Genomic DNA, 23,357 nt, shown 5'->3' with positions numbered 1-23,357 from the left:
CTCGGGACCCGGTCCCGGACTGGGGTAGGCTGGGCCGATGGTCCGAGGCCGCCCCGCACCCCACCATGCCCGCGCCCGGCGCGCCGCGGGGGCGCTGGTGGCCGCGCTGCTGGCTGCGCTGCTGGCTGCCCAGACGCCCGCCGCGCCGGCCGCGGAGGCCACCCCACCCACCATCCTGATCCTCGAGTCCTACCACCGGGGCCTGCCCTGGACCGATCAGCAGACGGACGGGGCGCTCGAGGTGCTGCGGCGGCGCTGGCCGGACCTGCAGCCCATGGTGGAGTCGCTGGACCGGAAGCGCTTCGGCGACCCCGCCGAGCGCGCGGCGGCGCTGCGGCGGCTGGCGGAGAAGCTGGCCGGGCGCCACCTCGACGGCGTCATCGTCAGCGACAACGCCGCGCTGGAGGTGGCCCTGGCGGGCCGCGCCGACCTGCTGGGCGGGGTCCCCATCTCCTTCGCCGGCGTGAACGGCTTCGACCCGGCCTGGCTGCAGGGCCAGCCCCGCGTCACCGGCGTGGTAGAGGACGTGGACGTGGCCGGCACGCTGGCGCTGATCCGGGCCCTGCAACCCGGGCTGCGCAGCGTGGTGGTGGCGCTCGACCGCACCGAGACCAGCGCGGCCCTGGAGGCCCAGGTGCGGGCGGCCGCGTCCAGCCTGGGGCCGGGGGTGACGCTGCGGGTGGAGGCCGATCTCTCGCTGGCGGAGCTCACGGCGCTGGCCGCCGGCCTGGATCGGCGCAGCGCCCTGCTGCTCGGCTCCTTCACCCGGGACCGGCTGGGCGCCTACCACGCCTACGAGCGGGTGGCCGACCGGGTCACGGCCGGCAGCGGCGCGCCGGTGTACGGGCTGTGGGACTTCCAGCTGGGGCACGGCATCGTGGGCGGCAGCCTGCTGGGCGGCGCGGCCCAGGGGCGGCGGGCCGCCGAGCTGCTGCTGCGCCTGCTGGACGGCGCGGCCGAGGTCCCGGTGGACCACGGCGCGGCCGCCTGGCTGGCGGTGGACGACGCGGTGGCGCGGCGGCTCGGCCTGGACCTGGCGGGCCGCACCCTGCCGGATCAGGTCACGGTGCTCAACGCGCGGCCGGGCGCCTGGGAAACCCATCGCACCCTCCTGGCGGTGCTGCTGGCGCTGGTGGGCTCGCTCTCGACCTTCAGCCTGGCGCTGCTGGCGGTGCTGCGCCGCATCCGGCGGGGCGAGCAGGCGCTGCGCGAGAGCGAGGAGCGCTACCGCTCCATCGTGGACTCGGTGGACGACGCCATCTTCGTGCACGACCCGGTCAGCGGGGACATCCTCGACGTCAACCAGCGGGCGGTGGAGATGTACCGGCTGCCGCGCCAGGAGCTGCTGCGCCGGGGGCTGGAGCCGCTCTGCGAGGGCCGTGGCCCCTACACCACGGCCGAGGCGCGGCGCTGGCTGGAGCGCGCCCGGCTGGAGGGGACGCAGCGCTTCGAGTGGCACGCCCGGCGCGGCGACGACACGCTCCTGTGGGTCGAGGTGGCCATCCGGCCGGCCACCCTGGGTGGGGCGCCGAGGCTGGTGGTGGCGGTGCGCGACATCGGCGATCGGCGGCGGGCCGAGGAGGAGCGCGCCGCGCTGCAGCGGCGCGTCGACGAGGGGCAGCGCCTGGAGGCCATCGGGCGGCTGGCCGGCGGGGTGGCCCACGACTTCAACAACCTGCTCACGCCCATCCTGGGGGACGCCGAGGCGGCGCTCGACCTGCTCGGCCCGGAGCACGCCGCCGCGCCCGAGCTGCACGGCATCCTGGAGGCGGCCAGGCGGGCCGGCACCCTGACCCGCCAGCTGCTGGCCTTCAGCCGCCGCCAGGTGCTGCAGGAGCGGCTGGTGGACCTGAACGCCGAGGTGGCCTCGCTGCACGCCATGCTCCGCCGGGTCATCGGCGAGGACGTGGAGGTGCGGCTGGCCATGGCGGAGGGCCGGGTGGCCGTGCGGGCCGACCCCGCCCAAATCCAGCAGGTGCTGCTCAACCTGGCGGTCAACGCCCGCGACGCCATGCCGGCCGGCGGGGTGCTCACCATCGGCACCCGCGAGGTGCCGGCCGCCGAGGCGCCCGCCCTGGGCGACCAGCCCCCGCGCGACCTGGTCGAGCTGACGGTGGCCGACACCGGCGAGGGCATGACCGAGGCGGTGCGGGCCCGGATCTTCGAGCCCTTCTTCACCACCAAGGGGCCCGGGCGCGGCACCGGCCTGGGCCTGGCCACGGTGCTCGGCGTGGTGCAGCAGCACGGCGGCAGCGTCGAGGTGGTGAGCGCGCCGGGGCAGGGCAGCACCTTCCGCCTCCTCTTCCCGCGCTCCGCGGAGCGGCTGCCGCTGGCCAGCCCGACCCGGCGTCCGGCGCCGCCGCTGCGGCCGCTCACCATCCTGGTGGCCGAGGACGAGCCGGGGGTGCGCCGCCTGGTGGAGGGGTACCTGCGGGAGGCCGGCCACGCCGTCCTGGCCGCGCCCGACGGCGCGGCGGCCCTGGCGCTGGCCGACGCCCACGCCGGCGCCATCGACCTGCTCCTCTCCGACGTGGTCATGCCGGGCATGAACGGGCGCCAGCTGCACGAGGCGCTGCACCTGCGGCGCCCGGCCGTCCGGGTGCTCTTCATGTCGGGCTACCCGGCGCTGCCGGGCACCCAGGAGGAGATCGTGGGGAGCGCCACCGGCGAGGTGCTGGCCAAGCCCTTCACCCGCGCCGAGCTCCTGGCGCGGCTGGCCGAGGTGGCCGCCGCGCCGCCCACGCCGCCGGCGCCGCCGGTGGCGCCGGGAGCCTGCTGATCCCGCGTCTGGGTCGGCCTGGGCTCCGGGCCGAGCCATACCGGCGGTCACCGGGCGCTGGCGTACGCCGGGGGAGCTGCGACTTCCTTCGCCGCGCCGCTCCGACGCGCACCTGAAAGCGTTTCCAGGGCCCTGTTCTGTGTTGACCAGCGGTCCCGATGGGGCGCCTCTTGACTTGGTTTACGCGGAGTCGCGCCTCCGCGCGGAGGGCCGCGCCAGGAGCGCACTCCAGGGCCCGCGTGGCCGTCATGGTGGCCTCGGTCGATGGGCGTGAGGGGTGCGGAGGCCCAGCCTGCGTTCGTCGCGCCTTGGGCCGCTCCGTGCGTCAGGCGAGGCCCGAAGATCTCATGAGACGGTCCGTGCATGATCTCCGACGCTCGCCGCGACGCCGCCCGCCTGGCCGACCTGCTCCGCACCGAGCACCACGCCAGGGCAGACGTCCTCCTCGCCCTCGCCGACTTCGACTGCCGCCGCGGCTGGGCGGCGCTGGGGCACGCCAACCTCTGGGCCTTCCTGCACCACGATCTGGGGCTCTCGGCCGGCGCGGCCTTCCAGCGGAAGGAGGCGGCGGCCTTGCTCCGACGGGTCCCTGCGGTGGAGGCGCCGCTCCGAGACGGGTGACTGTGCCTGTCCAGCGTGGCCGAGCTGGCGAAGGTGCTCACGCCGGAGAACCAGGCGGAGGTGCTGCCGAGGTTCTTCGGGAAGTCGGCGCGGGAGGCGCGGGAGGTGGTGGCGGCCATCGCGCCGAGAGAGGTGGTGCCAGTCCGGTGCGTCGTCACGGCGGTTGGATCGGCTGCGCAGGTGCATGCGCCGTTTCTGACGTCAGAAACTGAAATGGCCCAGCCCGGCAGGGCCTCGCCGACTCAGACCGAGTTCGCGTCAGCGACCCCGACCCCGATCCCGACCCCGACCTCGACCGCGACCGCGACCGCGACCGCGACTCCGACCCCGATCCCGATCCCGACCCCGATCCCGACCCCGACCCCGACCCCGACCCCGACCCGCGCCACCGTCGAGCCCCTCGCCGCCGACCTCCGTCGCCTGCACCTCACGGTCTCGCGACAGTTCCTCGAGAAGCTCGAGACCGTCCGCCTGGCCCGGTCGCACGCCTCGCCCGACGCGACGGTCGAGTCGCTGCTGGAGGAGGCCGTGGAGCTCCTCCTGGCGCGCGAGGCGAAGCGGCGCACGGCCGCGGCCGACCGGCCGCTCAGCGTGGCTCGCCCGGTGGCGGAGGACGCCCTCCCGGCCCGGGTCCGGCGCGAGGTCTGGGCCCGCGACGGCGGGCGCTGCCAGTGGCCGCTCGAGTCGGGCGGCCTGTGTGGCTCCGCCTGGCAGGTGGAGCTCGATCACGTCCAGCCGAAGGGGAGGGGAGGGCCACCGACGGCGGCCAACCTTCGCCTGCTCTGCCACGCCCACAACGCGGAGGCGGCGCGTCTACGGAGCGGAGCTCGTGGAGCGGGCGCGACGCCGGAAGGGCCAGGGCCGCCGCGACGCTGGCGCGCGCCAGGGGCGCCGTCGCGGTCAGCATGGATCCCCGAAAGACGATGGGCCCTGCCAGTGAGTCAGGTGGCTCACCTGATCACCGCTCGCGCCCGATCCCGTTTGACGGGCGGCCGGGTCGGGGCGAGAATCCGCCCCCTCATGCCAACGCGGGTCACGTTGAACGGCGAGCAGCGCGAGCTGCCGGACGGGCTGACGGTCGCTGGGCTCCTGGCCCACCTGGGCGTCAAGGCCGCCCGGGTGGCGGTCGAGGTGAACGAGGCGGTGGTCACCAAGGACCGCTACGAGGTCCACCGGGTCGGGCCGGGCGACTCCATCGAGATCGTGGCGTTCGTGGGGGGAGGGTAGCCATGGCCGACGCCTGGTCGATCGGGAGCTACACCTTCACCAGCCGCCTGCTGGTGGGCACCGGCAAGTTCCCGGACTTCGCCACCATGCGCGACGCCCACCTGGCCTCGGGCGCCGAGGTGGTCACGGTGGCGGTGCGCCGCCTGGACCTGAAGGCCACCGGGGAGGCCTCGCTGCTGGAGTGGATCCCCAAGCACATGACGCTCCTGCCCAACACCGCCGCCTGCTTCACGGCCGACGAGGCCGTCCGCACGGCGCGGCTGGGGCGCGAGCTGGGCCTGGGCGACCTGGTCAAGCTGGAGGTGATCGGCGACCCGCGCACCCTCTTCCCCGACGTGGTCGGGCTGGTGGAGGCGGCCAAGGTGCTGGTGAAGGAGGGCTTCACGGTCCTGCCCTACACCAACGACGATCCGGTGACGGCCCAGCGGCTGGAGGACGCCGGCTGCGCCGCCATCATGCCGCTGGGTGCGCCCATCGGCTCCGGGCTCGGCCTGCGCAACCCGTACAACCTCCGCATCATCATGGAGGCGGCCAAGGTGCCGGTGCTGGTGGACGCCGGCGTGGGCACCGCCAGCGACGCGGCCATCGCCATGGAGCTGGGCGCGGTGGCGGTGCTCATGAACACCGCCATCGCCGGGGCCGCCAGGCCGGTGCTGATGGCCGAGGCCATGCGCGACGGCGTGGCGGCGGGGCGCAAGGCCTTCCTGGCCGGGCGCATCCCCATGAGGCTGCACGCCGCGGCCTCGTCGCCCCTGACCGGGCTGATCGGGACCTGAGCGCCGCGGCGCCCGCGCCGGGCGCCCGGCCGGCTCACCCCGCCGGGGCGATGGGCTCGAGCGAGTCCACCGCCAGCCGGAAGCAGCGGGCGGGGCGGCCCCAGCGGCCGGCCTGGAACCCGTCGGCCACCTTCTCCCAGGCCACCGGGTGGGCGCCCTGGGCCAGCTCCTCCACCTCGCCGCGCAGCGCCCAGCCGCGCCCCTCGTCGAGGTCGAGCAGCAGCCGCGTCTCCAGCCGGTTGCGCCGCAGGTTCATCCAGGTCTTGAGCGCCATCCCATCGCCGTGGAAGAGCGAGAGCCGGCCGTCCCGCACCTCGTGGTGGAAGACGAAGCGGGGCGACAGGTTGGCGGTGACGCCCACGGCGCACAGGGCGTGGCGCACCCCGCCGGCCAGGTCGCGCACCTCGTCGAACGGCACCTGCTCGAAGAACTTGAGGGTGGAGGGGCTGTGGTGGACGGTGAAGATCTGGCTGCCCTGCACGGTGAGCAGGTCGCGCTCGTCCAGGAAGGGTGGGGCGGGGTCGCCCGGGAGCAGCGGCCGGGTCTTCACCTGGTAGCCCTGGTACCGCTCCGGCCGGGCCAGCATGACCGCCAGGCACTCGCCGGCCACCGGGCCGACCGGGAGCGGCCCGGCCAGCCGGACCTTCAGCTCGCGGGCGGAGGGGCCGGGGTCCACGCCGCGCAGGCGGTGCACCGAGACCTGGGCGTGGCGGCCCGGCTCGCCGGAGGTGCCCATGTAGGCCAGCACCTGGCCCGCCTGCAGGGCCGGGAACCGAGGCGCCTGCCTGGCCTGCTGCCCCACGAAGAACTCGAGGAAGCGATCGAGGTCGCTCGACACGGGCACGGGACCTCCGGGAAGATGGCTCGACGTTAGCGATGGCCCTCCCCGAAGTCCACCTGGTCACCGACCGCCGGCTGGCGCCGGACCTGCCGGCGCGCCTGGCCGGGGCGCTGGCCCTGGCGCCGCCAGGGCGGGTGGCGGTCCACCTGCGCGAGAAGGACCTGGGCGGCGCCGCGCTGCTGGCCCTGGCCCGGGCGCTGCTGCCGGTCTGCCGCGCGCGCGGGGCTGCACTCCTGGTGAACGACCGGCTCGACGTGGCGCTGGCCGCCGGAGCCGACGGAGTCCACCTGCCGGCGGCCGGGGTGGGGCCGGCGGAGGCGCGCCGACTGCTCGGACCAGGGGCGCTGATCGGGGTCTCCTGCCACTCGGCCAAGGAGGTGGAGCGGGCCCGCCTCGGCGGCGCCACCTTCGCCACCTTCTCGCCCATCTGGGACACGCCGTCCAAGCGGGCCTACGGCGCGCCGGTGGGGCTCTCGGCCCTGCGCACCGCGGCCGGGCTGGGCCTGCCGCTGGTGGCGCTGGGCGGGGTGGAGCCGGGCAACGCCGCGCTGGCCTTCGCGGCCGGGGCCAGCGGGGTGGCGGTCATTCGCGCCTGGCTCGCAGGGGCCGAGCCGGCCGCCGCGGTGGCGGCCCTGCTGGCGGCGGCGCGCCCCACCTGAGCGCGCGCCGGCGCGGGGGCCACCGGGCGCGCGCCCGGCGCCCGCCCGCTCAGATGGTGGCGAGCTCGCGCAGCACCTCGGCCGCCTCCGGGCTGGCCTTCAGCACCTGGGACGGCAGGCGGCGCACCGCCACCTCGGCGAAGTCGGCGATGCCGTCGAGCCCCTCCACGAAGTAGACGGTCTTCCCGTCCGGTCCGGTGAGGAAGAACCAGTTGTTGACCGGGTTGAAGGTGAGCTTGGTCACCTGGGACCAGGCCAGCGAGCGGCGCCGCAGCGCCCCCACCTTCTCGATGCCGGTGTCGTCGAGGCGGAGGCAGCCGCGCCACTCGAGCAGGAACAGGTAGCCGCCGAAGGCCAGGCCCACCGCCGCCATGAGCGTGCCCAGGATGACCCCGCCCAGCTCGCTGCCGGGGGACCAGGTGGCCAGGAAGGCGGCCGTGGAGATGGCGGCGAAGGGGATGAGGGCCACCGTCGCCAGCAGGGCCCAGTGGCCGCGCGGCATGCGCAGCACCGCCACGCCCGCGTGCCGCTCGACGCGCAGGCGCCGGCGCGACTGGCTCCAGGCCAGCAGCACCGGGATGCTGATCATGATCACGAGCACGACGCCGATGGCGATGAAGATGCGGGACATGGGATGGGACTTACGCCGCCCGCGCCTGGGGAGGCAAGCGCCTTCGGGCCTCGCCAGGAGTCCCGAAGGCGCTGCGTCGGTGCGGCGCCGGCCGGCCGGCCGGGGTGGGGCTCAGCGCCGCTCGAGCAGCAGGAAGTGCTGGTAGGGCAGCAGGGTGAGCTCCTGCGCCAGCACCAGCCCGGCGGTCGCGACCGCCCGATCGATCTGGGCGCGCGTCACCCGGTGGGCGGGGGGCGGGCCCACCGGCAGGTCCCCCTCGTGGAAGTCCACCAGCGCCAGCCGGCCACCCGGCGCCAGCGCCCCGGCCAGCCGGGTCAGGGTGCCGGGGCCGTCGGGGAAGTGGTGGAAGGCGTTCACCAGGAGGATGAGGTCGCAGGGGCGGGGCGGCAGGCCGTCGCCGTCGGGCGAGAGCACCGGCACGACGTTGGCCAGGCCGGCCTCGGCGGCCCGGCGCGCCAGCAGCGCCGACAGGCGGGCGTCCACGTCGAGGCCGAAGACCAGGCCGCTCGGCCCGACCGCCCGGGCCAGGCGCAGGGTGAAGTAGCCGGGGCCGGCGCCCACGTCGGCCGCCACCGCGCCGGCCCGCAGCCCCAGCGCGGCGACCACCTCGTCCGGCCGCTGCCAGGCGGCCCGCTCCGGCGACTCCAGCTTGGCCAGGTAGGCGGCCAGGTCGAGCGGGTTGCCATGCTGGTCCCGGGGGGCGTCCGCCGCGCCGCCCGGCTCACCCGGGCCCGCCCCGGCGCCGCCGTGGTGGTGGCCGTGCCCTGCCCCGTGCTGGTGCCCGCCGCCGCCGCTGCCCTCGTGCCCGTGTGCCATGCCACTCTGAGCCAGGGGCCGGGCCGCCGGGTTCGCGCCCCGCGGGGGTGCGCCCGACGCGGCGGGCTGCTATAGAAGCGCCCGCCATGGGCGTCCCCGTCTTCGAGATCAGCAAGGACTTCCTCTTCAGCGCCGCGCACCAGATCCGCTTCCACGGTGGCAAGTGCGAGCGGCTGCACGGCCACAACTGGCGGGTCCGGGTCCACGTCCGCGCCTCCGAGCTCAACCGCATCGGGATGGTGATCGACTTCGCCGACCTGCAGCGGATGGTGGCGGAGATCGGCACGCGCTTCGACCACCAGAACGTCAACGAGATCCCGCCCTTCGACCAGCTCAACACCACCGCGGAGCTGCTCGCCAAGTTCTTCTACGGCGAGGCCGCCGCGCGGCTGGCGGCGGCGGAGCACGGCCGGGTCACCGTCTCCAAGGTCGAGGTCTGGGAGAACGAGGGCTCCCTGGCCGTGTACCGCGAGGAGTAGGAGGGGGTCGCAGGTCCCGGGCCACGGCGCGGCGGGTCGTCACCCGCTGCCAGGCCGACCCGGGTGTCGGTCCACCCGCCCGCCGTTGCCGGGCCGGGCGCCGGCCCCATTCCGGGCAGGGCGCGGAAACCCGGGGCAAAACGCCGCCAGTCAGGCCGTGGTCCGGCCGCCTCCGGGGCTGGATCCCTGGTTGCACCCTGCGTGCGACGACGCGGGCGCCGAGCGACCGACCCCCGGGAGCGGCCCCCGACCTCGATGGAGCTGACATGGCGCTGGTGTGGGACAAGAGCCTGGCAGTGGGCGTGAAGATCATCGACGAGCAGCACCAGGAGCTCTTCCGGAAGGTGAACGGGCTGCTCGAGGCGCTGCTCAAGAACCAGGGGAAGGAGGAGCTCGGCCGGATGCTCGGCTTCCTCGGCACCTACACCGTCGAGCACTTCGCCGCCGAGGAGAAGCTGATGGCGCAGTACAAGTACCCGGAGGCCGCCCAGCACAAGCTGCAGCACACCGGCTTCGTGGACGCCTTCCTCAAGCTGAAGGCCGAGTTCGACAAGAGCGGCCCCACCGCCAACGTCTCCATCACGCTGAACCGCTTCGTCTGCCAGTGGCTGCGCGACCACATCGGCGCCACCGACACGGCCCTCGCCAAGTTCCTGCGGGCCGCCGGGGCCAAGGAGGCCATGCTCTAGGCGCCTGCGCCTGCGCCTGCGCCTGCGCCGCCCGGCGCGGCGGCGGGCGCGGCCCCCCCCCGCCCCCGCAGGGAGCCGGGCCCCCCAGCCGGTGGCCCTCCACCGCCACCGTGGACAGGCGGCCAGGCTCCATGCCTCGCCAGAGGCCGCAGCCCCCACCCCGTCCCGCGCCCGCCAGGCGCGCGGCGCGGCAGGCGCCGCCCGGGCCGCGCGGGGAGCCGCTCCAGGCGGGCCCGCCCAGGAGCGCCCCCCCGCCCCCCCCCCCCCCGTCACCCCGGCTGGCCCCCCCCCCCCCCCCCCGCGCGCGCCACCCCCCCCGGCCCCCCCCCCACCCGCCACCGCGCCTGCGGTACTCGGCGATGGCCGGCTCGTAGGGATGGCCTCTGAGCTGGTCGCCCCGGGTGTGGCGTAGTCGCCCCGACGGCCGACCGACGCGCCCCCACCCTCTCGCCCTTTAGAGGGGACGGAGGGCCGACCGGGCCCAAGAGGCGGCGACTGCTCCAGCGAGGTGATGAGCATCCGGAGAGCCCGTCCAGCTCCCTCGCGTGGTGGCGACCCCCCACCCACCGGCCCACCCGCAGGATCAGCGCCAGGCCGGCGCCGGCGAAGGCAGCAGGCGGCGCGGCGGGCGCGCGGAGGGTGAGGCCGGGGGCCGCACCCCCCCCCCCCGAGCGCCGCGGCCCACCCACTCCCCCCCCCCCCCCCCCCCCCCCCCCCCCCCCCACCCCCCGCCCCCCCCCCCCCCCCCCCCCCCGCCCCCCCCTCCTTAAACCAGGGTGACGGACCCGAGCCCGGGGGCTGGACCTGCCCCAGCGTCAGCCCCACCGCCTATCCTCCCACCCCCGTGCCCACCCTCGTCCTCGTCCCCTCCCAGCTCCAGGCGAGCCGGGTGGCGCGCCGCCTCTGCGACGCGCAGGGGGGGCTGCTGTTCGGGCCGCAGGTGCTGACGCTGGACGGGCTGGCCGCCGCGGTGCTGGCGGCGGGGGGCGAACGCCGGCCGGTGCTGCCGCCGCTGGCGGAGCGGCTCCTGGTGCTGGCGGCCGGCCGGGCGGCGGGCGGCGCCTACGCCGGGCTGGCGCCGGGCAGCGGCCTGGCCGGCGCCCTGGCCCGGGCGGTGGCCGAGCTCCGGGCGGGCGAGGTCCAGGCCGAGCAGGCCCGGCTGGCGGCCGGCGCGCTCGCCGGGGCGCCGGCGGCGCGGCTCACGGCCCTGGCGGCGGTGCTGGAGGCCTACCAGGCCCGCCTCGACGGCGACGGGCTGCTCGACCGGCCGGCCGCGCTGGCCACCGCCGCCCAGGTGCTGCGGCGCCGGGTGCCCATCCTGGACGCCGCCTCGCTCGACCTGCTGGTGCTCGACGGCTTCTCCAGCTTCACCCGCGGTGAGTGGGCCCTGGTGGAGGCGCTGGTGGCGCGCTCGGCGCGCACCCGCTTCCACGTCCCGTCCATCCCGGAGCGGCCCGAGCTCTCGGGCGCGGTCGAGCCGACCCTCCGGCGGATCGAGGGGCACCACGCCCTGGCCGCGCGGCGCGAGCTGGAGGTGGTGCTCGACCACCTGGAGGATCCATCCCGGGCCGAGCGGCCGCGGGCGCTGCTGGCCGCGTTCGGCGGCGGGCCGGGGGTGCGCCGCCCGGCCGAGGCGGGGGCCGCCGCGCCGCCTGGCGGCGTGTCCGGCCAGGAGGCGCCGCCCGCGCTCGCCGCGGCCGGGCCGGGTGGGGAGGGGCTGGTGCTGGCCCTGCGCGGCGAGGGCGAGGAGGGCGAGGCCGTCGAGGCGGCGCGCGCCGTGGGGCGGCTGCTGTCGGCCGGGCTCGACCCCGCCGAGGTGGTGGTGTTCCACCCGGCGCCGGCCCTCGCCGCCGAGCGGCTGGCGCGCGCCTTCGCCGCCGAGGGGATCCCCCTCGCCACCGGCCGGGGCGCGCCGCTCACCGACCTGCCGCCGGTGCGGCTGGTGCTGGACGCGCTGGCCGCCGCGGCCGACGGCCTCGACCGCCGCCTGGCCGAGCGGCTGGCCGGCTCGAGCTACCTCGGCGTCGACGGCCTCCGGCCCGGCCTCGGCCGGCTCCTCGATCGCGCCGGGGCGCTGGCCGGCCGCGCCGCCCCGGAGGCCGCGCTGCGCGCCCGGGCCGCCCGGCTCACCGCCCAGGCCGCGGCCGGCGAGCGCGCCGCCCTGCTGCGCGCCGCCGACGGGCTGGCGGCGCTGGCGGCGGCGGTGCGCCCGCTGGGCGGGGCCCGCACGCCGGGCGCCCAGGCCTCCAGGCTCTCGGCCTTCCTCGAGGCCTCCGGCCTGCGCCGGCGGGCCGGGCGGGCCGAGCCAGGGCTGGCGGCGCGCGACCTCGCCGCCCTCGCCCGCCTGGAGCAGGCGGCCGAGGAGCTGGCCCGGGCGCTCACCCTGGTCGGACGCGGCGCCGAGCCGCTGGCGGCGGGCGAGTGGGGTGCGCTGCTGGCGCTGGCGGTGGAGCGGGCGGCGCTGCCCGCGCGCGGCGAGCCGGTGGCCGGCGCCGCGGAGCTGTGGGCGCTGGAGGAGGCGCCGGGCCGGAGCGCGCGGGTGGCGGTGGTGCTGGGGTGCGTTCGCGGCGCCTTCCCGGCCGCGCCGCCGCCCGAGCCGCTGCTGCGCGAGGCGGAGCGCCAGGCCGTCAACGACCTGCTGGGGCGCGCGGCGCTGGCCACCGCGGGCGTCCGGCGAGCCGACGCGCTGCACCGCGCCGCCTGCGCCGTGGCGGCCGGGCGCGAGGTGGTGGCGCTCGGCTGGGCAGGGGCCGGGCCGGCCGGCGGCGGCCCGCCCGCGCCGCTGGCGGCCGAGGCGCTGGCGGCGGTGGGGGTGGCGCTGCCCGGGGCGCCGCCGGCCCCCTCGCTGGCGGCGGCGCGCACGCCTGGCGAGGCGCTGGCGGCGGTGGCCAGGCTGGCCGGAGCCACCTTCACCCAGGCCCTGGCCCTCCTGCCGCCCGCGCTGGCGGCCCGCGCCGCCGCGGCGGTGGCGCGCGGCGGCGTCGAGTACGCCCGCCGCGAGGCCGTGCTGGCGCGCCGGGCCGCGCCCTTCGCCGGGCAGGTGGAGGGCGCCGGGCTCAGGGCCCTGGCGGCCCGCCTGCCGGCCGAGTGGTCCCCGACCCTGCTGGAGGCCTTCGCCCGCTGCCCCTTCCGGCTCCTGCTCACCCTCGGCGCCGGCCTGGAGGACCCCGAGGCCGCCGGCCTCGACATCGACGGCCGTGACGAGGGGCGCCTGCTGCACGCCGTGCTGGAGCGGTGGGTGGCGGACCGGGTGGCGCGCCGCGCCTGGCCCCCGGACGGCGGCGCGGCCGACCTGGCCGAGGCGCGCCGGGTGGCCGAGGCCACCTGCGACCGGTTCGAGCGGGAGGGGCGGACCGGCGACCCGGCCGTCTGGGCGGCCGGCCGCGCCGCGGTGCTGGCGCGCCTCGACCGGATCGTGGCGGCCGAGGCGGCGGCGGCCGATGGGCTGACGCCGACCTTGCTCGAGTTCGCCTTCGGCGGGGACGGCACGCCGCACCCGGCCCTGTCCCTCGGCGCGGGCGGCGAGACGGTGCGGGTGCGCGGTCGCATCGACCGGGTGGACGCCTCGCCGGACCGGCTGCTGGTGGTGGACTACAAGAACGCGCGGCGGGCCGAGCGGTACGCCCCGCTGCTGGAGCCCGAGGCCCACGGCGTCACCTCCTTCCAGGTGCCGCTCTACCTGCTGGCAGCGCAGCGCGAGCTGCCGGGCCGGGCGCCCTCGGCCACCTACCAGCTGCTCAAGAGCGCGGCGCGGCTCGACCCGGTGGCCGGCGCCCCGGACGCGGCGGCGCTGGCGGCCGCGGTGGTGGGCGCGGTGGGGCGGGTGCGGACGGGCGACCTGCCCATCGTCAGCCGCGACTGCGAGGGCTGCCCCTTCGGTGCGGTCTGCCGGTTCGAGGGCGCCGCCGAGCTGGGCGAGGGCGAGGAGGCCGGCGCATGACCACCCCGGACGCCCGCCCACGCATCACCTGGTCGGAGGCCGCGCTGGCCCTCTTCGACCTGCGGGTCGACACGGCGGTGTCGGCGGGCGCCGGCGCGGGCAAGACCACCGCGCTGGTGGAGCTGTGCGTGCGGCTGCTCTCCGGCCAGGCCACCGGGGTGCCCGTCGAGCCGGCCCGCCTCGCCGCCATCACCTTCACCGAGAAGGCGGCCGAGGAGCTGGCCGAGCGGCTGCGGGCGGCGGTGTCGCAGCGGGCAGCGCAGGCGGCGCAGGCGGTGGAGGGCGCGGGGCTGGAGGCGGCGGACCGGGTCGTCGCCGGAGGCGAGGCCGCGGCCCTGGCCCGCACCGCCAGGAGCGCCCGCCAGGCCGAGGCGGCGGCGTGGGCCGAGCGGCTGCGCGCGCTGGACCGGATGGCGGTGGGCACCATCCACGGCTTCTGTGGCCGCCTCCTGCGGGAGCAGGCGGTGGAGGCGGGGCTCGACCCCGAGTTCACGGTGCTGGAGGAGTCTCAGGCCCAGGCGCTGCTGGCCGAGGCGGCCCGCGGGGCGGTGGTGGCGGCGCTGGACGCCGGCCAGCCGGCGGTGCGCCAGCTGGCGGCGGGCCTCTCGGCCGACGGCCCGCGCGGCGGCCTCACCACCCTGGTGGCCGGGCTGGTGCGCGCCCGCTCGACCCGCGGCGATCGCGGTCCAATCGCCCCGGCCGAGGCCCCGCCCGGCGCCGACGAGGCGCTCCGCCAGCGGCTGCTCGAGGCCGCCCGCGGCCTGCTGGCCGCCCGCAGCGACGCGCGCACCGCCGGCGCCCGCGAGCTGGTGGAGGGGCTGGGGCGCGCCCTCGAGGTGCTCGACCCGGCGGCGCTGCGCGGCCCGGTGACGGCGGAGGCGCTGGCCGCCCTGGCCGGCCTGGCCGCGGCGGTGAAGGGGAAGCGGACCGGCAAGGGAGAGGAGCACCTGCGCGCAGGCCGGGACGAGGTGGTGGCGCTGGGCGCGGCGCTGGAGCAGGCCGCCGCCGAGGCGCTCGGCGGGGCGCAGCGGGCCGGCCTGGCGGCGCTGGTCGGCGAGGCCGAGGCGCGCTACCGGGCGGCCAAGCGGGCGGGAGGCGCGCTCGACTTCGACGACCTGCTGCTCGAGGCCCGGGATCTCCTGGCACGCGACGCGCCGCTGCGCGCCGAGCTCCGGGCCCGCTTCGGCGCGCTGCTGGTGGACGAGTACCAGGACGTGAACGGCGTGCAGCAGGCGCTCTTCGACCTCCTGGCCGGTCCGCGTGGCGGGGTCGACGCGCCCCGGCCGCTCCTGGTGGCGGTGGGGGACCTGAAGCAGTCGATCTACCGGTTCCGCGGCGCCGACGTGGGCGTGTTCGCGGGGGTGATCGGGCGGCTCGGCGGGGAGGCGACCCCGGCCCCGACCCCGACCGCGAACCCGACCCCGACCCCGACCGCGACCGCGACCCCGACCGCGACCGCGACCGCGACCGCGACCCCGACCCCGACCCCGACCGCGACCCCGACCGCGACCGCGACGTCACTTTCGGGCCGCGTCCTCCACCTCGCCGAGAATCACCGCTCCGGCGCGGCCATCCTGGAGCTGGTGAACCAGGTCTCGGCGGTGGCGCTGCAGCCGCCACCCGGCCAGGCGGCGCGCCCCTACGAGCTGCGCTTCGACCCGGCCGACCGGCTGGTGGCGCGTCGGCCAGGCGGCCCCGCCGTGGCCACCGAGCTCCTGCTCGACGGAGAGAAGGGGAGCGCCGAGCTCCGCCGCGGGCGGGAGGCGGCGGCGCTGGCGGCGCGCATCCAGGCGCTGGTCTCGGGCGAGGCGGGCGTGGAGGTGCTGGAGAAGGGGCCGGACGGCGTGGAGCGACCCCGCCGCCCCCGCTGCGGTGACGTGGCGCTGCTCTTCCGACGCCTCACCGCCCTGGGGCCCTACGAGCGGGCGCTGCGGGCCGCCGGGCTCCCGGTGCGGGTGGCCCGGGGCGGCGGCTTCTACCAGGCGCCGGAGGTGCGGGACCTGGCCGAGCTGCTGGCCAGCCTGTTCGACCCCGCCGACGAGGTGGCCTGGGCCGCGCTGCTCCGCTCGCCCCTGTGCGCCGTGGGCGACGGCGCCTTGCTCCAGCTGGCCGCCTACGGGGTGGCCCGGCTGCCCCGGCTCACCGGCGCCGAGCTCTTCCACCCCGGGCCGGGCGCCGGCACGCTCCTGCTCCCCGAGGACGAGGCCGAGCGGCTGCTCCGCTTCCTCGCGGCCTGGCGGCGGCTCCACGGCGTGCGCGACCGGGTCCGCCCCGACGAGCTGCTGCGTCGCGCGGCCGACGAGCTCGATCTCGAGGCGGCGCTGCTGGCCGCGCCGGACGGGGAGCGGCGCAAGCGCAACCTCGACAAGGCGCTCTCGCTGGCCCGCCGCTTCAGCGACGCCGGGGGCAGCGGCCCGGAGCTGGCCGCCCGCTGGCGGACGCTGGCGGGCCAGGCGCCGCGCGAGCCGGAGGCCGACCTCGACGGCGGGGACGCCATCTCCATCCTGACCATCCACCAGGCCAAGGGACTGGAGTGGCCGGTGGTGTTCGTGCCCGACCTGGCGGCCCGGGCCCGCCAGGACGGCGACCGGGCCACCCTCGACGCCGCCGGAAGGCTCTGCGCCGCCTGGTACGACCCGGCGGCCGAGGCCTTCCGTGCCACCAGCTCGCTCGACGCCGCCCGGACCGAGGACCGCCGCGCCGCCTCCGCCGAGTCGCGCCGCCTCCTCTACGTGGCGCTGACGCGGGCGCGGGATCTCCTGGTCCTCTCCGGCGAGGGCGCCGCCAGCGCCGACTCCTGGCGTGGGCTCGTCGAGGCCGCCGCCGCGGCCAGGCCCGAGCTGGTGCGGCGCATCCCGATCGCCGAGGCGGGGAGGGCGACCTCGACCTCGACCCCGACCCCGACCCCGACCTCGACCTCGACCCGGACCCCGACCTCCCTCGACCCCGACCCCGACCCCGACCTCGACCTCGACCTCGACCCCGACCCCGACCCCGACCCCGACCCCGACCCCGACCCCGACCCCGACCCCCATCTCCGCCCCTCGCCTCGCCTCGCCTGCGCCCCTGCCGGCGGTCCGCCTGGCCGTCACCGACCTCGCGGAGTACGCCCGCTGCCCGCGCCGCCACCACTTCACCCGCGGGCTGGGCCTCCCGGAGCCGCGGGGCGAGCACGGCGGGTCGCTGGACGACGACCCGGCGCGCGCCACCGCCCGCGGCACGCTGGCCCACGCCATGCTGGCCGAGGCCGACCTGGCCGCGCCGCCGCTGGAGCGGCGCGCCCAGCTGGCGGCGGTGGCGGTGCGGCGGGGCTATGACCCCGACGGCGCCGGCGTGGGAAAGATCCTGCGCGAGGTGGGCCGCTTCGCCGAGTCCCCTGCCGGCCGCGCCCTGGCCGGGGCCGCCGCTGCCGGCCGCCTCCGCCGCGAGGTGCCGTTCCTGCTGCGGCTCGACGGCCCACCCGGTCAGCCGGCCTGCTACCTGGACGGCGCGCTCGACGCCCTGGTGCTGCCGGCCCGGCGCGGTGGGCGGCTGCTGGTCATCGACTTCAAGTACGCCATGGCGCGCCCCGGGTCGGCCGAGCGCTATCGCCTGCAGCTCCTCGCCTACGCGGCCGCCGCCTCGCGCAGCCAAGGCGGCGCGCCGGTGGAGGCCCGCCTCCAGTTCCTGCGCGGCGACCTGCGCGCCGTGGACGTCACGCCGTCGGCCGAGGCCCTGGCCGCCTTCGTCGAGGAGGCTCCGCGCCTGGCCGCCGGGGCGGCCCGCGATGCGGGTGACCAGCCGCCCGCGGCGCTGGGACGCACGGAGGCGCGTTGCCGCGCCGAGGGGTGCGGCTTCGTGGTCCGCTGCTACCCGCCGCCGCGCGGGGGCGGATAGGAGGCTGCGGCCGGGCGCCGCGCCCCTCCCCGGTTCCCGTGGCGCGGCCCCGGACCGTCCGCGAGCGGACACGGCCCTCCTGGATGGGGCGATCGGTGCTTGCATTCCGCGCCCCCTCTCCCGGAAGATGCGGCCACCTCGGCGCCCCAGCACGGCGTGCGCCCCCCGCGACCAACCCAAGCCTGGAGAACCGACGATGGCTATCACACCGCGAGTGAAGGAAATCCTGTCCTGGTACGAGTCCGACAACGCCGGCACCCGCGCCAACCTCTACCGCCTGCTCATGACCGGCACGCTGGCCGGCACCGGCAAGCTCGTCATCCTCCCGGTCGACCAGGGCTTCGAGCACGGCCCGGCCCGCTCCTTCGCGCCCAACCCGGCCGGCTACGACCCCGAGTACCACGTCAACCTGGCCATCGACGCCGGCTGCAACGCCTACGCGGCCCCGCTCGGCTTCATCGAGGCGGTGGCCCACAAGTACGCCGGCCAGATCCCGCTCATCCTCAAGGTCAACAACTCCGACTCGCTCTCCAAGACCGGCGGCGCGCCCAACTCGGCCGTGACCAGCTCGGTGAAGGAGGCGGTGCGGCTGGGCTGCGCGGCCGTCGGCTACACGATCTACCCGGGCTCCGACGCCCGCAACGAGCAGCTGGAGAACCTGCGCGTCATCACCGAGGAGGCCAAGGCGGCCGGCCTGGTGGTGGTGACCTGGAGCTACCCGCGCGGCAGCGGCGTCTCCAAGGACGGCGAGACCGCGGTGGACATCGCCGCCTACGCCGCCCAGATCGCGGCGCAGATGGGCTCGCACGTCATCAAGGTCAAGCCGCCCAAGGAGTTCCTGGAGCACCCCGAGGCCAAGAAGGTCTACGAGAAGCTGCAGATCCCGGTGAAGACCCTGCCCGAGCGGGTGCGCCACGTGGTGCAGGCCGCCTTCGGCGGCAAGCGCATCGTCATCTTCTCCGGCGGCGAGGCCAAGGGCTCCGAGGAGGTGCTGGCGGAGGTGAAGGGCATCGCCGAGGGCGGCGCCTTCGGCTCCATCATGGGCCGCAACGCCTTCCAGCGCCCCAAGGCCGAGGCGCTCAAGCTGCTGGCCGACGTGATGAAGATCTACTCGGCCTAGAAGGGTCGACGGCCCCTCGGGCCCGCGTCCGGCGGCGCTCCCCGAAGGCGGGGGGCGCCGTCCTCGTCTCGGGCGCCTGCGGGCGCCGGGCGGAACCGTTCCCAAGGGGGTGCGGCCGCTCTTTTCCCTGCACGGAAAGTGCCCAAACGAGATAGTTTTCCCTTGCCCGTGCGGCGGGCTGGGGTTTACAAGGCTTCACCTTTCAACCGCGGTTCCCGCTCACGGCGCTGAAGATGGCCCACGGCGTGGGCCCCGGACGTCGTGGCGAGGAAAAATCAATGCGGCTCTACCCCAAGGTCATCCCCACCATCGCCCGAGAGGTCGTCTCGACCCTCATGCAGGACGGCGACGTCGAGGTGGAGACGCTCCGCATCGCCGATGCCGAGATGGACATGGCGGCGATCATGAAGGAGTACCTGGCGGCCGAGGAGCGCGTCAACGCGGCCACCCGCGAGGCGCTGGAGCGCCGCGGCTACGACCACTCCAGGTTCAACGCCGTGAAGCGCGAGATGGCCGACGTCCGCGGCTTCAAGATGGGCGACGAGGGCATCGAGTACGTCATCGGCCAGATGATCGAGTTCCTCCTGGTCTCCCGCAACGTGGAGGAGGTCTACTCCGAGGACAACATCATCCGGAAGAAGGTCTTCGGGATCTTCCGCCGGCACCTCGACGTGGACGACGAGATCGAGCGCGAGGCGCGCGCCCGCCTGAAGCACCTGCAGGAGGGCACGGCCGCCTTCGACATCGAGTACGGCAAGATGGTGGAGCTGCTCCGGCGGAGCCGCGGCCTCATCTAGGCCCAGCCACGTCGCACCCCGCAGCGGAGACGGCGCCCCCAGGGGCGCCGTTCTCGTTGGCGCCCCGACCGCGGCCCCGGGCGGCCCCCTCACCCCGGCCCTCTCCCCCACCGTGTGGGGGAGAGGGTGAGCAGACCACCCGACCGCGGCCCCGACCCCGACCCCGACCGCGGCCCCGACCCCGACCCCGACCCCGACCCCCGACCCCGACCCCCGACCCCGACCCCGACCCCGACCCCGACCCCCGACCCCGACCCCCGGTCCTGACCACCTCCCGTCGGTCGGAAAATTGACCCCCGATATCGTGCGATTACCCTGGACCCTCGAATCCGGCAGGGCGGAGGTCTGGTGGCGAAGGGGCTGGCCTACTACCGAGGTATCCGCGGCAGCGCGGCGCTGGCGACGGCGCCCCTCGAGCCCGGCGCGGTGCCCGCCGAGGCCCTGGCGCCCGGCGAGATGCGGCGGGTCCCCTACGCCGGCGAGCTGCTGGGCGCGGCCCGCGTCCGCGCCTCCTTCGTGGCCCTGCCGCTCGAGGCGCTCGATCGGGCCGGCGAGGTGCTGGAGGCCGAGGAGCAGGCGGCCTACTTCCAGCTGCTCCGGCTGGCCTATGGCGAGGGGCGCAACTGGGCCCGCGCCGGCAAGCGAGAGCTGATGGCGCGGCTGCGCCTCTCCGAGCGCCGGCTGCTGCGGGTGCTCGACGGCCTGGTCCAGAAGGGCTTCGCCCGGCCGCTGCACCGCGACAACCGCGGCACCCTGTGGCGCGTGGCGCTGCCGGCCGAGGCGTTCGGTGAGCCGGTGGGCGACGACGTGCTGCTCGGCCGGGCCGCCCCGGCGCCGGTGGACGCGGCGCCGCCGGACGGGCGGTCCGGTCCGGCGGCAGGGCCGGTGGCCCGGGTGGCCGACCGGTCGGCTCGGCCGGCCCCGGCCAGGGCGGCGCGGCTCGAGCAGCCGGCGCCGGTGGCTCCGCCGGCGACCCCGGCCGCCCGGCGAGAGCGGGAGCTGGCGCGGGCCCTCTGCCAGGCCCGCGGCCGGGACGGCGACGAGGCCTTCGCGGCCTCCCTCCGCGAGGTCCGCGAGCTGCGCGAGGAGGGGCAGTCGCCGGAGCGGATCGCGGCGGCCGTCGCGGCGGTGGCCAGGCGGCGGGCCAAGGGTGTGGTGGACGAGGCGAGCCGGCCGGTCCTTCCGGCCGGCGCGGGCGGCGTGGACGGGAGGCCGGCATGACGGTGCGGAACCAGGCGGCGGAGCGGCTCGGGCAGGCGGTCCCGGTGGCGCGGGTGGCGCTGGTGGGGTCCCCGGCCGGCGCGGTGGCGCGCCCCCAGGCGCCCACGCCGCCGGCCATCGACCCGGTGGAGGCGCTGCGGCGCCGCCTGGCGAGCAAGACGGCCCGCGAGCACGTGGTCCTCGACTTCCTGGCCGACGACCTGCGCGAGGCCCGCGAGGCCATGGGCTCCATCACCGGCTTCATGGGCCGCGTCGAGGCGGTGCTGGCCGACCCCGAGGTCTCGCAGCAGAAGCTGCTGGCCCTGGCGCTCGGCGGCGGCCCCATCGAGCAGCTCGAGTACCTCTCCGAGGTGCTGGCCAACCTGCGGCGGCGCGTCGCCCAGGTGGCCGCGCGCATGTGAGCCGGAGGGGCGCCCCCCGCCCCTCAGGGGCGCCGGGTGCCGCGGGCCTCCACCAGCTTGGCCGACACCGGCCCGAGATCCACCTCCGAGACCGCCGCCACCGGCAGGCGCCGCGCGTCGTCGGAGAGCCACAGGTAGAGCGGCCGGTCCTTGCCCTGGCCGTCGGCGCGACGCGCCCGCGCCTCCAGCCGCCAGGCGCGGAACTTCCCGGCCGGGACCTCCACCACCTCGGGCGCCCCCACCGTCCCCTCCACGCGCCAGTACTTCCCGTTGCCCACCATGTCGAAGCAGAACCGCTCGCCGGCCACCAGACGCGCCGCCCGCAGCAGGTAGAGCGCCGAGAGCGCGTCGAGCGCCTCGCCCTGGCGGGCGTAGCTGGCGCGCCCCGCCTGGCCGCCGTCGGAGAAGGTCATGGTGACCTCCGGGGCCGCCGGCCGCAGCCTGGTGTCGCTGACCCGCCGGCGGCCGTCCTCGTCGGACTCCTCGTGGTAGCGCTCGGGCCGGAGCGTGCGCGCGTCGATCCAGGAGAGCCCCACCGCCACCAGCCGCTGCAGCGGCCCGAAGCGGGCGGTGTTGCGCGCCCGGGCCGTCAGCGGGAGCACCTGGCCGCCGGAGAGCGCTCGCTCCACCGAGAACTTCACCTCGCCGACCCGCACCGCGCCGAGCAGCCCGAGGTCCATGGCGAGCACCTCGCCCGGCCCGAAGGGCGCCGGCCCGGCCAGCAGCGGGAGGGCGCAGGGGGGCGCCGGTGGCGCGCCGGGGGTGGCGGCGCCGGCCAGGGCGGCCAGGGAGAGGGCGAGCGGCGCGAGGTGCATGTCCGGCACGATGCCGCGACCCCGCCGGCGCGTCCACCGACCCGACCGCGGGCGGCCCCCTCACCCCGGCCCTCTCCCCCACGGTGTGGGGGAGAGGGTGAGCAGACCGGCTCGACCCCGACCCCGACCGCCCCCGGGATCGGCTACGCTCCCGCCCCGGGAGACGCCACATGCCGGTGGACCAGGGCTACGACGACGAGGACGAGAACAAGGACGCCGGCCTCGACGGGTCGACGCGCCGCTTCGGCGACTTCGACTGCCCGGAGTGCGCCGCCAACAACCCCTACGACGACAAGTTCGGCGACGAGGACGAGATCCGCTGCTACTACTGCGGCGCCGACTTCCGGGTCACGGTGACCGACGCCGGCCGGCTCAAGCTGCGGCTGCTCTGAGGCGGCCTGGCCTGCGGCCTCCGCCGCGCCACCCCGGGTCAGGCCCGCGGCGGCCGCGCGCCGAACAGGGCGGTCCCCACCCGCACCATGGTGGCGCCCTCCTCCACCGCCACCGGCCAGTCGGCGCTCATCCCCATGGAGAGCTCGGCCAGGCCGAGGTCGTCGCGCAGCCCCCGCAGGGCCCGGAAGTGCGGCCGCGGGTCGTCCTCCGGCGGCGGGATGCAGGTCAGCCCCACCAGCTCGAGGGCGGGCAGGGCCCGCACCGCCCCGGCCAGCGCCGCGGCGCCGCCGGGGGCGCAGCCGGCCTTCTGCCGCTCGCCGCCCACGTTGACCTCCAGCAGCACCTTCAGGGTGGCGCCGGCGGCGGCCCAGCGCTTCGACAGCTCGCGCGCCAGCTCCAGCCGGTCCACCGTGTGCACGTAGGCCACCTGGCCGGCCAGGAGCCTCACCTTGTTGGTCTGCAGCCCGCCGATGAAGTGCCAGGTGAGCCCGGGCAGGTCGGCCAGGGCCAGGGCCTTCTCGCGCCACTCCTGCGCGTAGTTCTCGCCGAAGTGGCGCTGCCCGGCGGCGTACGCCTCGCGGATGGCCGAGGCCGGCTGGGTCTTGGAGACGGCGATGAGCGTGACGCGCGGGGGGAGCGCGGCGGTGAGGGCCGCCAGCCGCGCCGCCAGGCTCACCGCGCCTCCCAGGGCAGCGGGTAGCCGGCCCGTCGCAGCAGCCCCAGGGTCTCGTCCAGCGGCAGGCCGATCACCCCGGTGACGCTGCCGCGCACCGCCCGCACGAAGGCCCCGAACAGCCCCTGCACCGCGTAGGCGCCGGCCTTGTCGCGCGGCTCGCCGGTGCCGACGTACCAGGCGATGACCGCCTCGGAGAGCGGCGCCACCTCCACCTCGGTGGTGGTGACCGCGTCGAACTCCAGGCGGATCGCCGGGCGGCGGACGCAGACGGCCGAGATGACCTGGTGCGACCGTCCCGACAGGCTGCGCAGCATGCGGGCGGCGTCGGCCTCGTCGCGCGGCTTGCCCAGCAGCGCGCCGTCCACGGCCACGGTGGTGTCGGCGGCCAGCACCAGCTCGCCGTCCACGGCGCGCGCCTTCTCCCGGGCCACCCGGCGGGCGTAGTCGGCCGGGGCCTCGCCGGGGCGGGGCGTCTCGTCGGTGTGGGCCGGACGCACCTCGAGGCTGAGCCCGAGGGCGCCGAGGAGCTCCCGGCGGCGCGGGCTCGCCGAGGCGAGCGTGAGGAGCGGAGGGGCCATCAGGAGGCGGGGCCCCGCAGCG

At 77.4% G+C, this 23,357-nt stretch carries 18 protein-coding genes and 2 pseudogenes; 14 read left to right on the top strand and 6 right to left on the bottom strand.

From position 1 onward, the window contains the following. Positions 1-37 precede the first annotated feature (37 nt). The 4 genes from IPO09_21455 to IPO09_21440 all read left to right on the top strand — a co-directional run bounded on the left by IPO09_21455 (position 38) and on the right by IPO09_21440 (position 5,403). On the top strand, positions 38-2,779 hold the full coding sequence (locus IPO09_21455; GenBank protein ID MBK9519839.1) for a response regulator: 2,742 nt from the start codon (positions 38-40) through the stop codon (positions 2,777-2,779). Positions 2,780-3,142: 363 nt separating this feature from the next. Further along, positions 3,143-3,400, top strand: coding sequence for a hypothetical protein (locus IPO09_21450; protein ID MBK9519838.1), 258 nt, complete (start codon positions 3,143-3,145; stop codon positions 3,398-3,400). Between the two features lie 1,020 nt (positions 3,401-4,420). After that, positions 4,421-4,627, top strand: coding sequence for a sulfur carrier protein ThiS (gene thiS, locus IPO09_21445; GenBank protein ID MBK9519837.1), 207 nt, complete (start codon positions 4,421-4,423; stop codon positions 4,625-4,627). A gap of 2 nt (positions 4,628-4,629) precedes the next feature. Beyond that, positions 4,630-5,403, top strand: coding sequence for a thiazole synthase (locus IPO09_21440; protein ID MBK9519836.1), 774 nt, complete (start codon positions 4,630-4,632; stop codon positions 5,401-5,403). A 34-nt stretch (positions 5,404-5,437) separates the two neighbouring features. Here the strand turns inward: IPO09_21440 and IPO09_21435 are convergent, their stop codons facing one another. Beyond that, positions 5,438-6,241, bottom strand: a complete 804-nt coding sequence (locus IPO09_21435; GenBank protein ID MBK9519835.1) for a hypothetical protein — start codon at positions 6,239-6,241, stop codon at positions 5,438-5,440. 38 nt (positions 6,242-6,279) lie between these two features. Here IPO09_21435 and IPO09_21430 point away from each other — a divergent pair, with 38 nt between their 5' ends. Continuing rightward, on the top strand, positions 6,280-6,903 hold the full coding sequence (locus IPO09_21430) for a thiamine phosphate synthase (protein MBK9519834.1): 624 nt from the start codon (positions 6,280-6,282) through the stop codon (positions 6,901-6,903). 49 nt (positions 6,904-6,952) lie between these two features. Here IPO09_21430 and IPO09_21425 read toward each other — a convergent pair whose 3' ends face one another. Then, positions 6,953-7,534 carry a PH domain-containing protein gene (locus tag IPO09_21425; protein ID MBK9519833.1) on the bottom strand — a complete coding sequence of 194 codons (582 nt, stop codon included), beginning with the start codon at positions 7,532-7,534 and terminating at the stop codon, positions 6,953-6,955. A 111-nt stretch (positions 7,535-7,645) separates the two neighbouring features. Beyond that, positions 7,646-8,350 carry a methyltransferase domain-containing protein gene (locus IPO09_21420; GenBank protein MBK9519832.1) on the bottom strand — a complete coding sequence of 235 codons (705 nt, stop codon included), beginning with the start codon at positions 8,348-8,350 and terminating at the stop codon, positions 7,646-7,648. Positions 8,351-8,436: 86 nt separating this feature from the next. Between IPO09_21420 and queD the strand changes: the two genes are divergently transcribed. The 8 genes and pseudogenes from queD to IPO09_21380 all read left to right on the top strand — a co-directional run bounded on the left by queD (position 8,437) and on the right by IPO09_21380 (position 20,873). Then, the gene (gene queD / locus IPO09_21415) at positions 8,437-8,829 is read left to right on the top strand and encodes a 6-carboxytetrahydropterin synthase QueD (protein ID MBK9519831.1); all 393 of its coding nucleotides are present in this window, start codon (positions 8,437-8,439) and stop codon (positions 8,827-8,829) included. A gap of 266 nt (positions 8,830-9,095) precedes the next feature. Beyond that, positions 9,096-9,518: a hemerythrin family protein gene (locus IPO09_21410; GenBank protein ID MBK9519830.1), complete on the top strand. Its 423-nt coding sequence runs from the start codon at positions 9,096-9,098 to the stop codon at positions 9,516-9,518. 844 nt (positions 9,519-10,362) lie between these two features. Next, on the top strand, positions 10,363-13,458 hold the full coding sequence (locus tag IPO09_21405) for a PD-(D/E)XK nuclease family protein (GenBank protein MBK9519829.1): 3,096 nt from the start codon (positions 10,363-10,365) through the stop codon (positions 13,456-13,458). After that, positions 13,455-17,334, top strand: a pseudogene (locus IPO09_21400) (UvrD-helicase domain-containing protein). Before IPO09_21405 ends, IPO09_21400 begins: the two are co-directional and overlap by 4 nt. A gap of 196 nt (positions 17,335-17,530) precedes the next feature. Then, positions 17,531-18,454: a class I fructose-bisphosphate aldolase gene (locus IPO09_21395; protein MBK9519828.1), complete on the top strand. Its 924-nt coding sequence runs from the start codon at positions 17,531-17,533 to the stop codon at positions 18,452-18,454. Positions 18,455-18,732: 278 nt separating this feature from the next. Then, complete coding sequence (locus IPO09_21390) at positions 18,733-19,251, top strand: DUF507 family protein (protein ID MBK9519827.1); 519 nt, start codon at positions 18,733-18,735, stop codon at positions 19,249-19,251. Positions 19,252-19,599: 348 nt separating this feature from the next. Continuing rightward, positions 19,600-20,391 (top strand): annotated as a pseudogene (locus IPO09_21385) (hypothetical protein). 77 nt (positions 20,392-20,468) lie between these two features. Beyond that, positions 20,469-20,873, top strand: a complete 405-nt coding sequence (locus tag IPO09_21380; GenBank protein ID MBK9519826.1) for a hypothetical protein — start codon at positions 20,469-20,471, stop codon at positions 20,871-20,873. 23 nt (positions 20,874-20,896) lie between these two features. Here the strand turns inward: IPO09_21380 and IPO09_21375 are convergent, their stop codons facing one another. Beyond that, positions 20,897-21,688, bottom strand: coding sequence for a DUF3108 domain-containing protein (locus tag IPO09_21375; protein ID MBK9519825.1), 792 nt, complete (start codon positions 21,686-21,688; stop codon positions 20,897-20,899). Positions 21,689-21,858: 170 nt separating this feature from the next. Between IPO09_21375 and IPO09_21370 the strand changes: the two genes are divergently transcribed. Further along, positions 21,859-22,080 carry a hypothetical protein gene (locus tag IPO09_21370; protein ID MBK9519824.1) on the top strand — a complete coding sequence of 74 codons (222 nt, stop codon included), beginning with the start codon at positions 21,859-21,861 and terminating at the stop codon, positions 22,078-22,080. Between the two features lie 38 nt (positions 22,081-22,118). On the opposite strand, the gene IPO09_21365 is transcribed toward IPO09_21370, so the two are convergent. After that, positions 22,119-22,757, bottom strand: coding sequence for a YggS family pyridoxal phosphate-dependent enzyme (locus IPO09_21365; protein MBK9519823.1), 639 nt, complete (start codon positions 22,755-22,757; stop codon positions 22,119-22,121). Next, positions 22,754-23,335 (bottom strand): septum formation protein Maf, encoded by a 582-nt coding sequence (maf, locus tag IPO09_21360; protein ID MBK9519822.1) that lies wholly within the window; start codon positions 23,333-23,335, stop codon positions 22,754-22,756. The genes IPO09_21365 and maf overlap by 4 nt, the downstream gene beginning before the upstream one ends. Positions 23,336-23,357 lie beyond the last annotated feature (22 nt).

This window comes from Anaeromyxobacter sp., assembly GCA_016718565.1.
In the GTDB taxonomy this organism is placed as follows: domain Bacteria; phylum Myxococcota; class Myxococcia; order Myxococcales; family Anaeromyxobacteraceae; genus JADKCZ01.
The sequence above is the reverse complement of the archived record's forward strand: the minus strand, read 5'-3'. Positions and strand labels throughout refer to the sequence as shown.

What these genes read in the sequence shown, in the direction of transcription:
- IPO09_21430 (MBK9519834.1), top strand. Translation starts at nt 6,280, where the DNA reads ATGGCCCTCCCCGAAGTCCACCTGGTCACCGACCGCCGGCTGGCGCCG.
- maf (MBK9519822.1), bottom strand. Translation starts at nt 23,335, where the DNA reads ATGGCCCCTCCGCTCCTCACGCTCGCCTCGGCGAGCCCGCGCCGCCGG.
- IPO09_21375 (MBK9519825.1), bottom strand. Translation starts at nt 21,688, where the DNA reads ATGCACCTCGCGCCGCTCGCCCTCTCCCTGGCCGCCCTGGCCGGCGCC.
- IPO09_21395 (MBK9519828.1), top strand. Translation starts at nt 17,531, where the DNA reads ATGGCTATCACACCGCGAGTGAAGGAAATCCTGTCCTGGTACGAGTCC.
- IPO09_21390 (MBK9519827.1), top strand. Translation starts at nt 18,733, where the DNA reads ATGCGGCTCTACCCCAAGGTCATCCCCACCATCGCCCGAGAGGTCGTC.
- IPO09_21455 (MBK9519839.1), top strand. Translation starts at nt 38, where the DNA reads ATGGTCCGAGGCCGCCCCGCACCCCACCATGCCCGCGCCCGGCGCGCC.
- IPO09_21370 (MBK9519824.1), top strand. Translation starts at nt 21,859, where the DNA reads ATGCCGGTGGACCAGGGCTACGACGACGAGGACGAGAACAAGGACGCC.
- IPO09_21450 (MBK9519838.1), top strand. Translation starts at nt 3,143, where the DNA reads ATGATCTCCGACGCTCGCCGCGACGCCGCCCGCCTGGCCGACCTGCTC.
- IPO09_21410 (MBK9519830.1), top strand. Translation starts at nt 9,096, where the DNA reads ATGGCGCTGGTGTGGGACAAGAGCCTGGCAGTGGGCGTGAAGATCATC.
- IPO09_21420 (MBK9519832.1), bottom strand. Translation starts at nt 8,350, where the DNA reads ATGGCACACGGGCACGAGGGCAGCGGCGGCGGCGGGCACCAGCACGGG.
- IPO09_21380 (MBK9519826.1), top strand. Translation starts at nt 20,469, where the DNA reads ATGACGGTGCGGAACCAGGCGGCGGAGCGGCTCGGGCAGGCGGTCCCG.
- IPO09_21425 (MBK9519833.1), bottom strand. Translation starts at nt 7,534, where the DNA reads ATGTCCCGCATCTTCATCGCCATCGGCGTCGTGCTCGTGATCATGATC.
- IPO09_21440 (MBK9519836.1), top strand. Translation starts at nt 4,630, where the DNA reads ATGGCCGACGCCTGGTCGATCGGGAGCTACACCTTCACCAGCCGCCTG.
- thiS (MBK9519837.1), top strand. Translation starts at nt 4,421, where the DNA reads ATGCCAACGCGGGTCACGTTGAACGGCGAGCAGCGCGAGCTGCCGGAC.
- queD (MBK9519831.1), top strand. Translation starts at nt 8,437, where the DNA reads ATGGGCGTCCCCGTCTTCGAGATCAGCAAGGACTTCCTCTTCAGCGCC.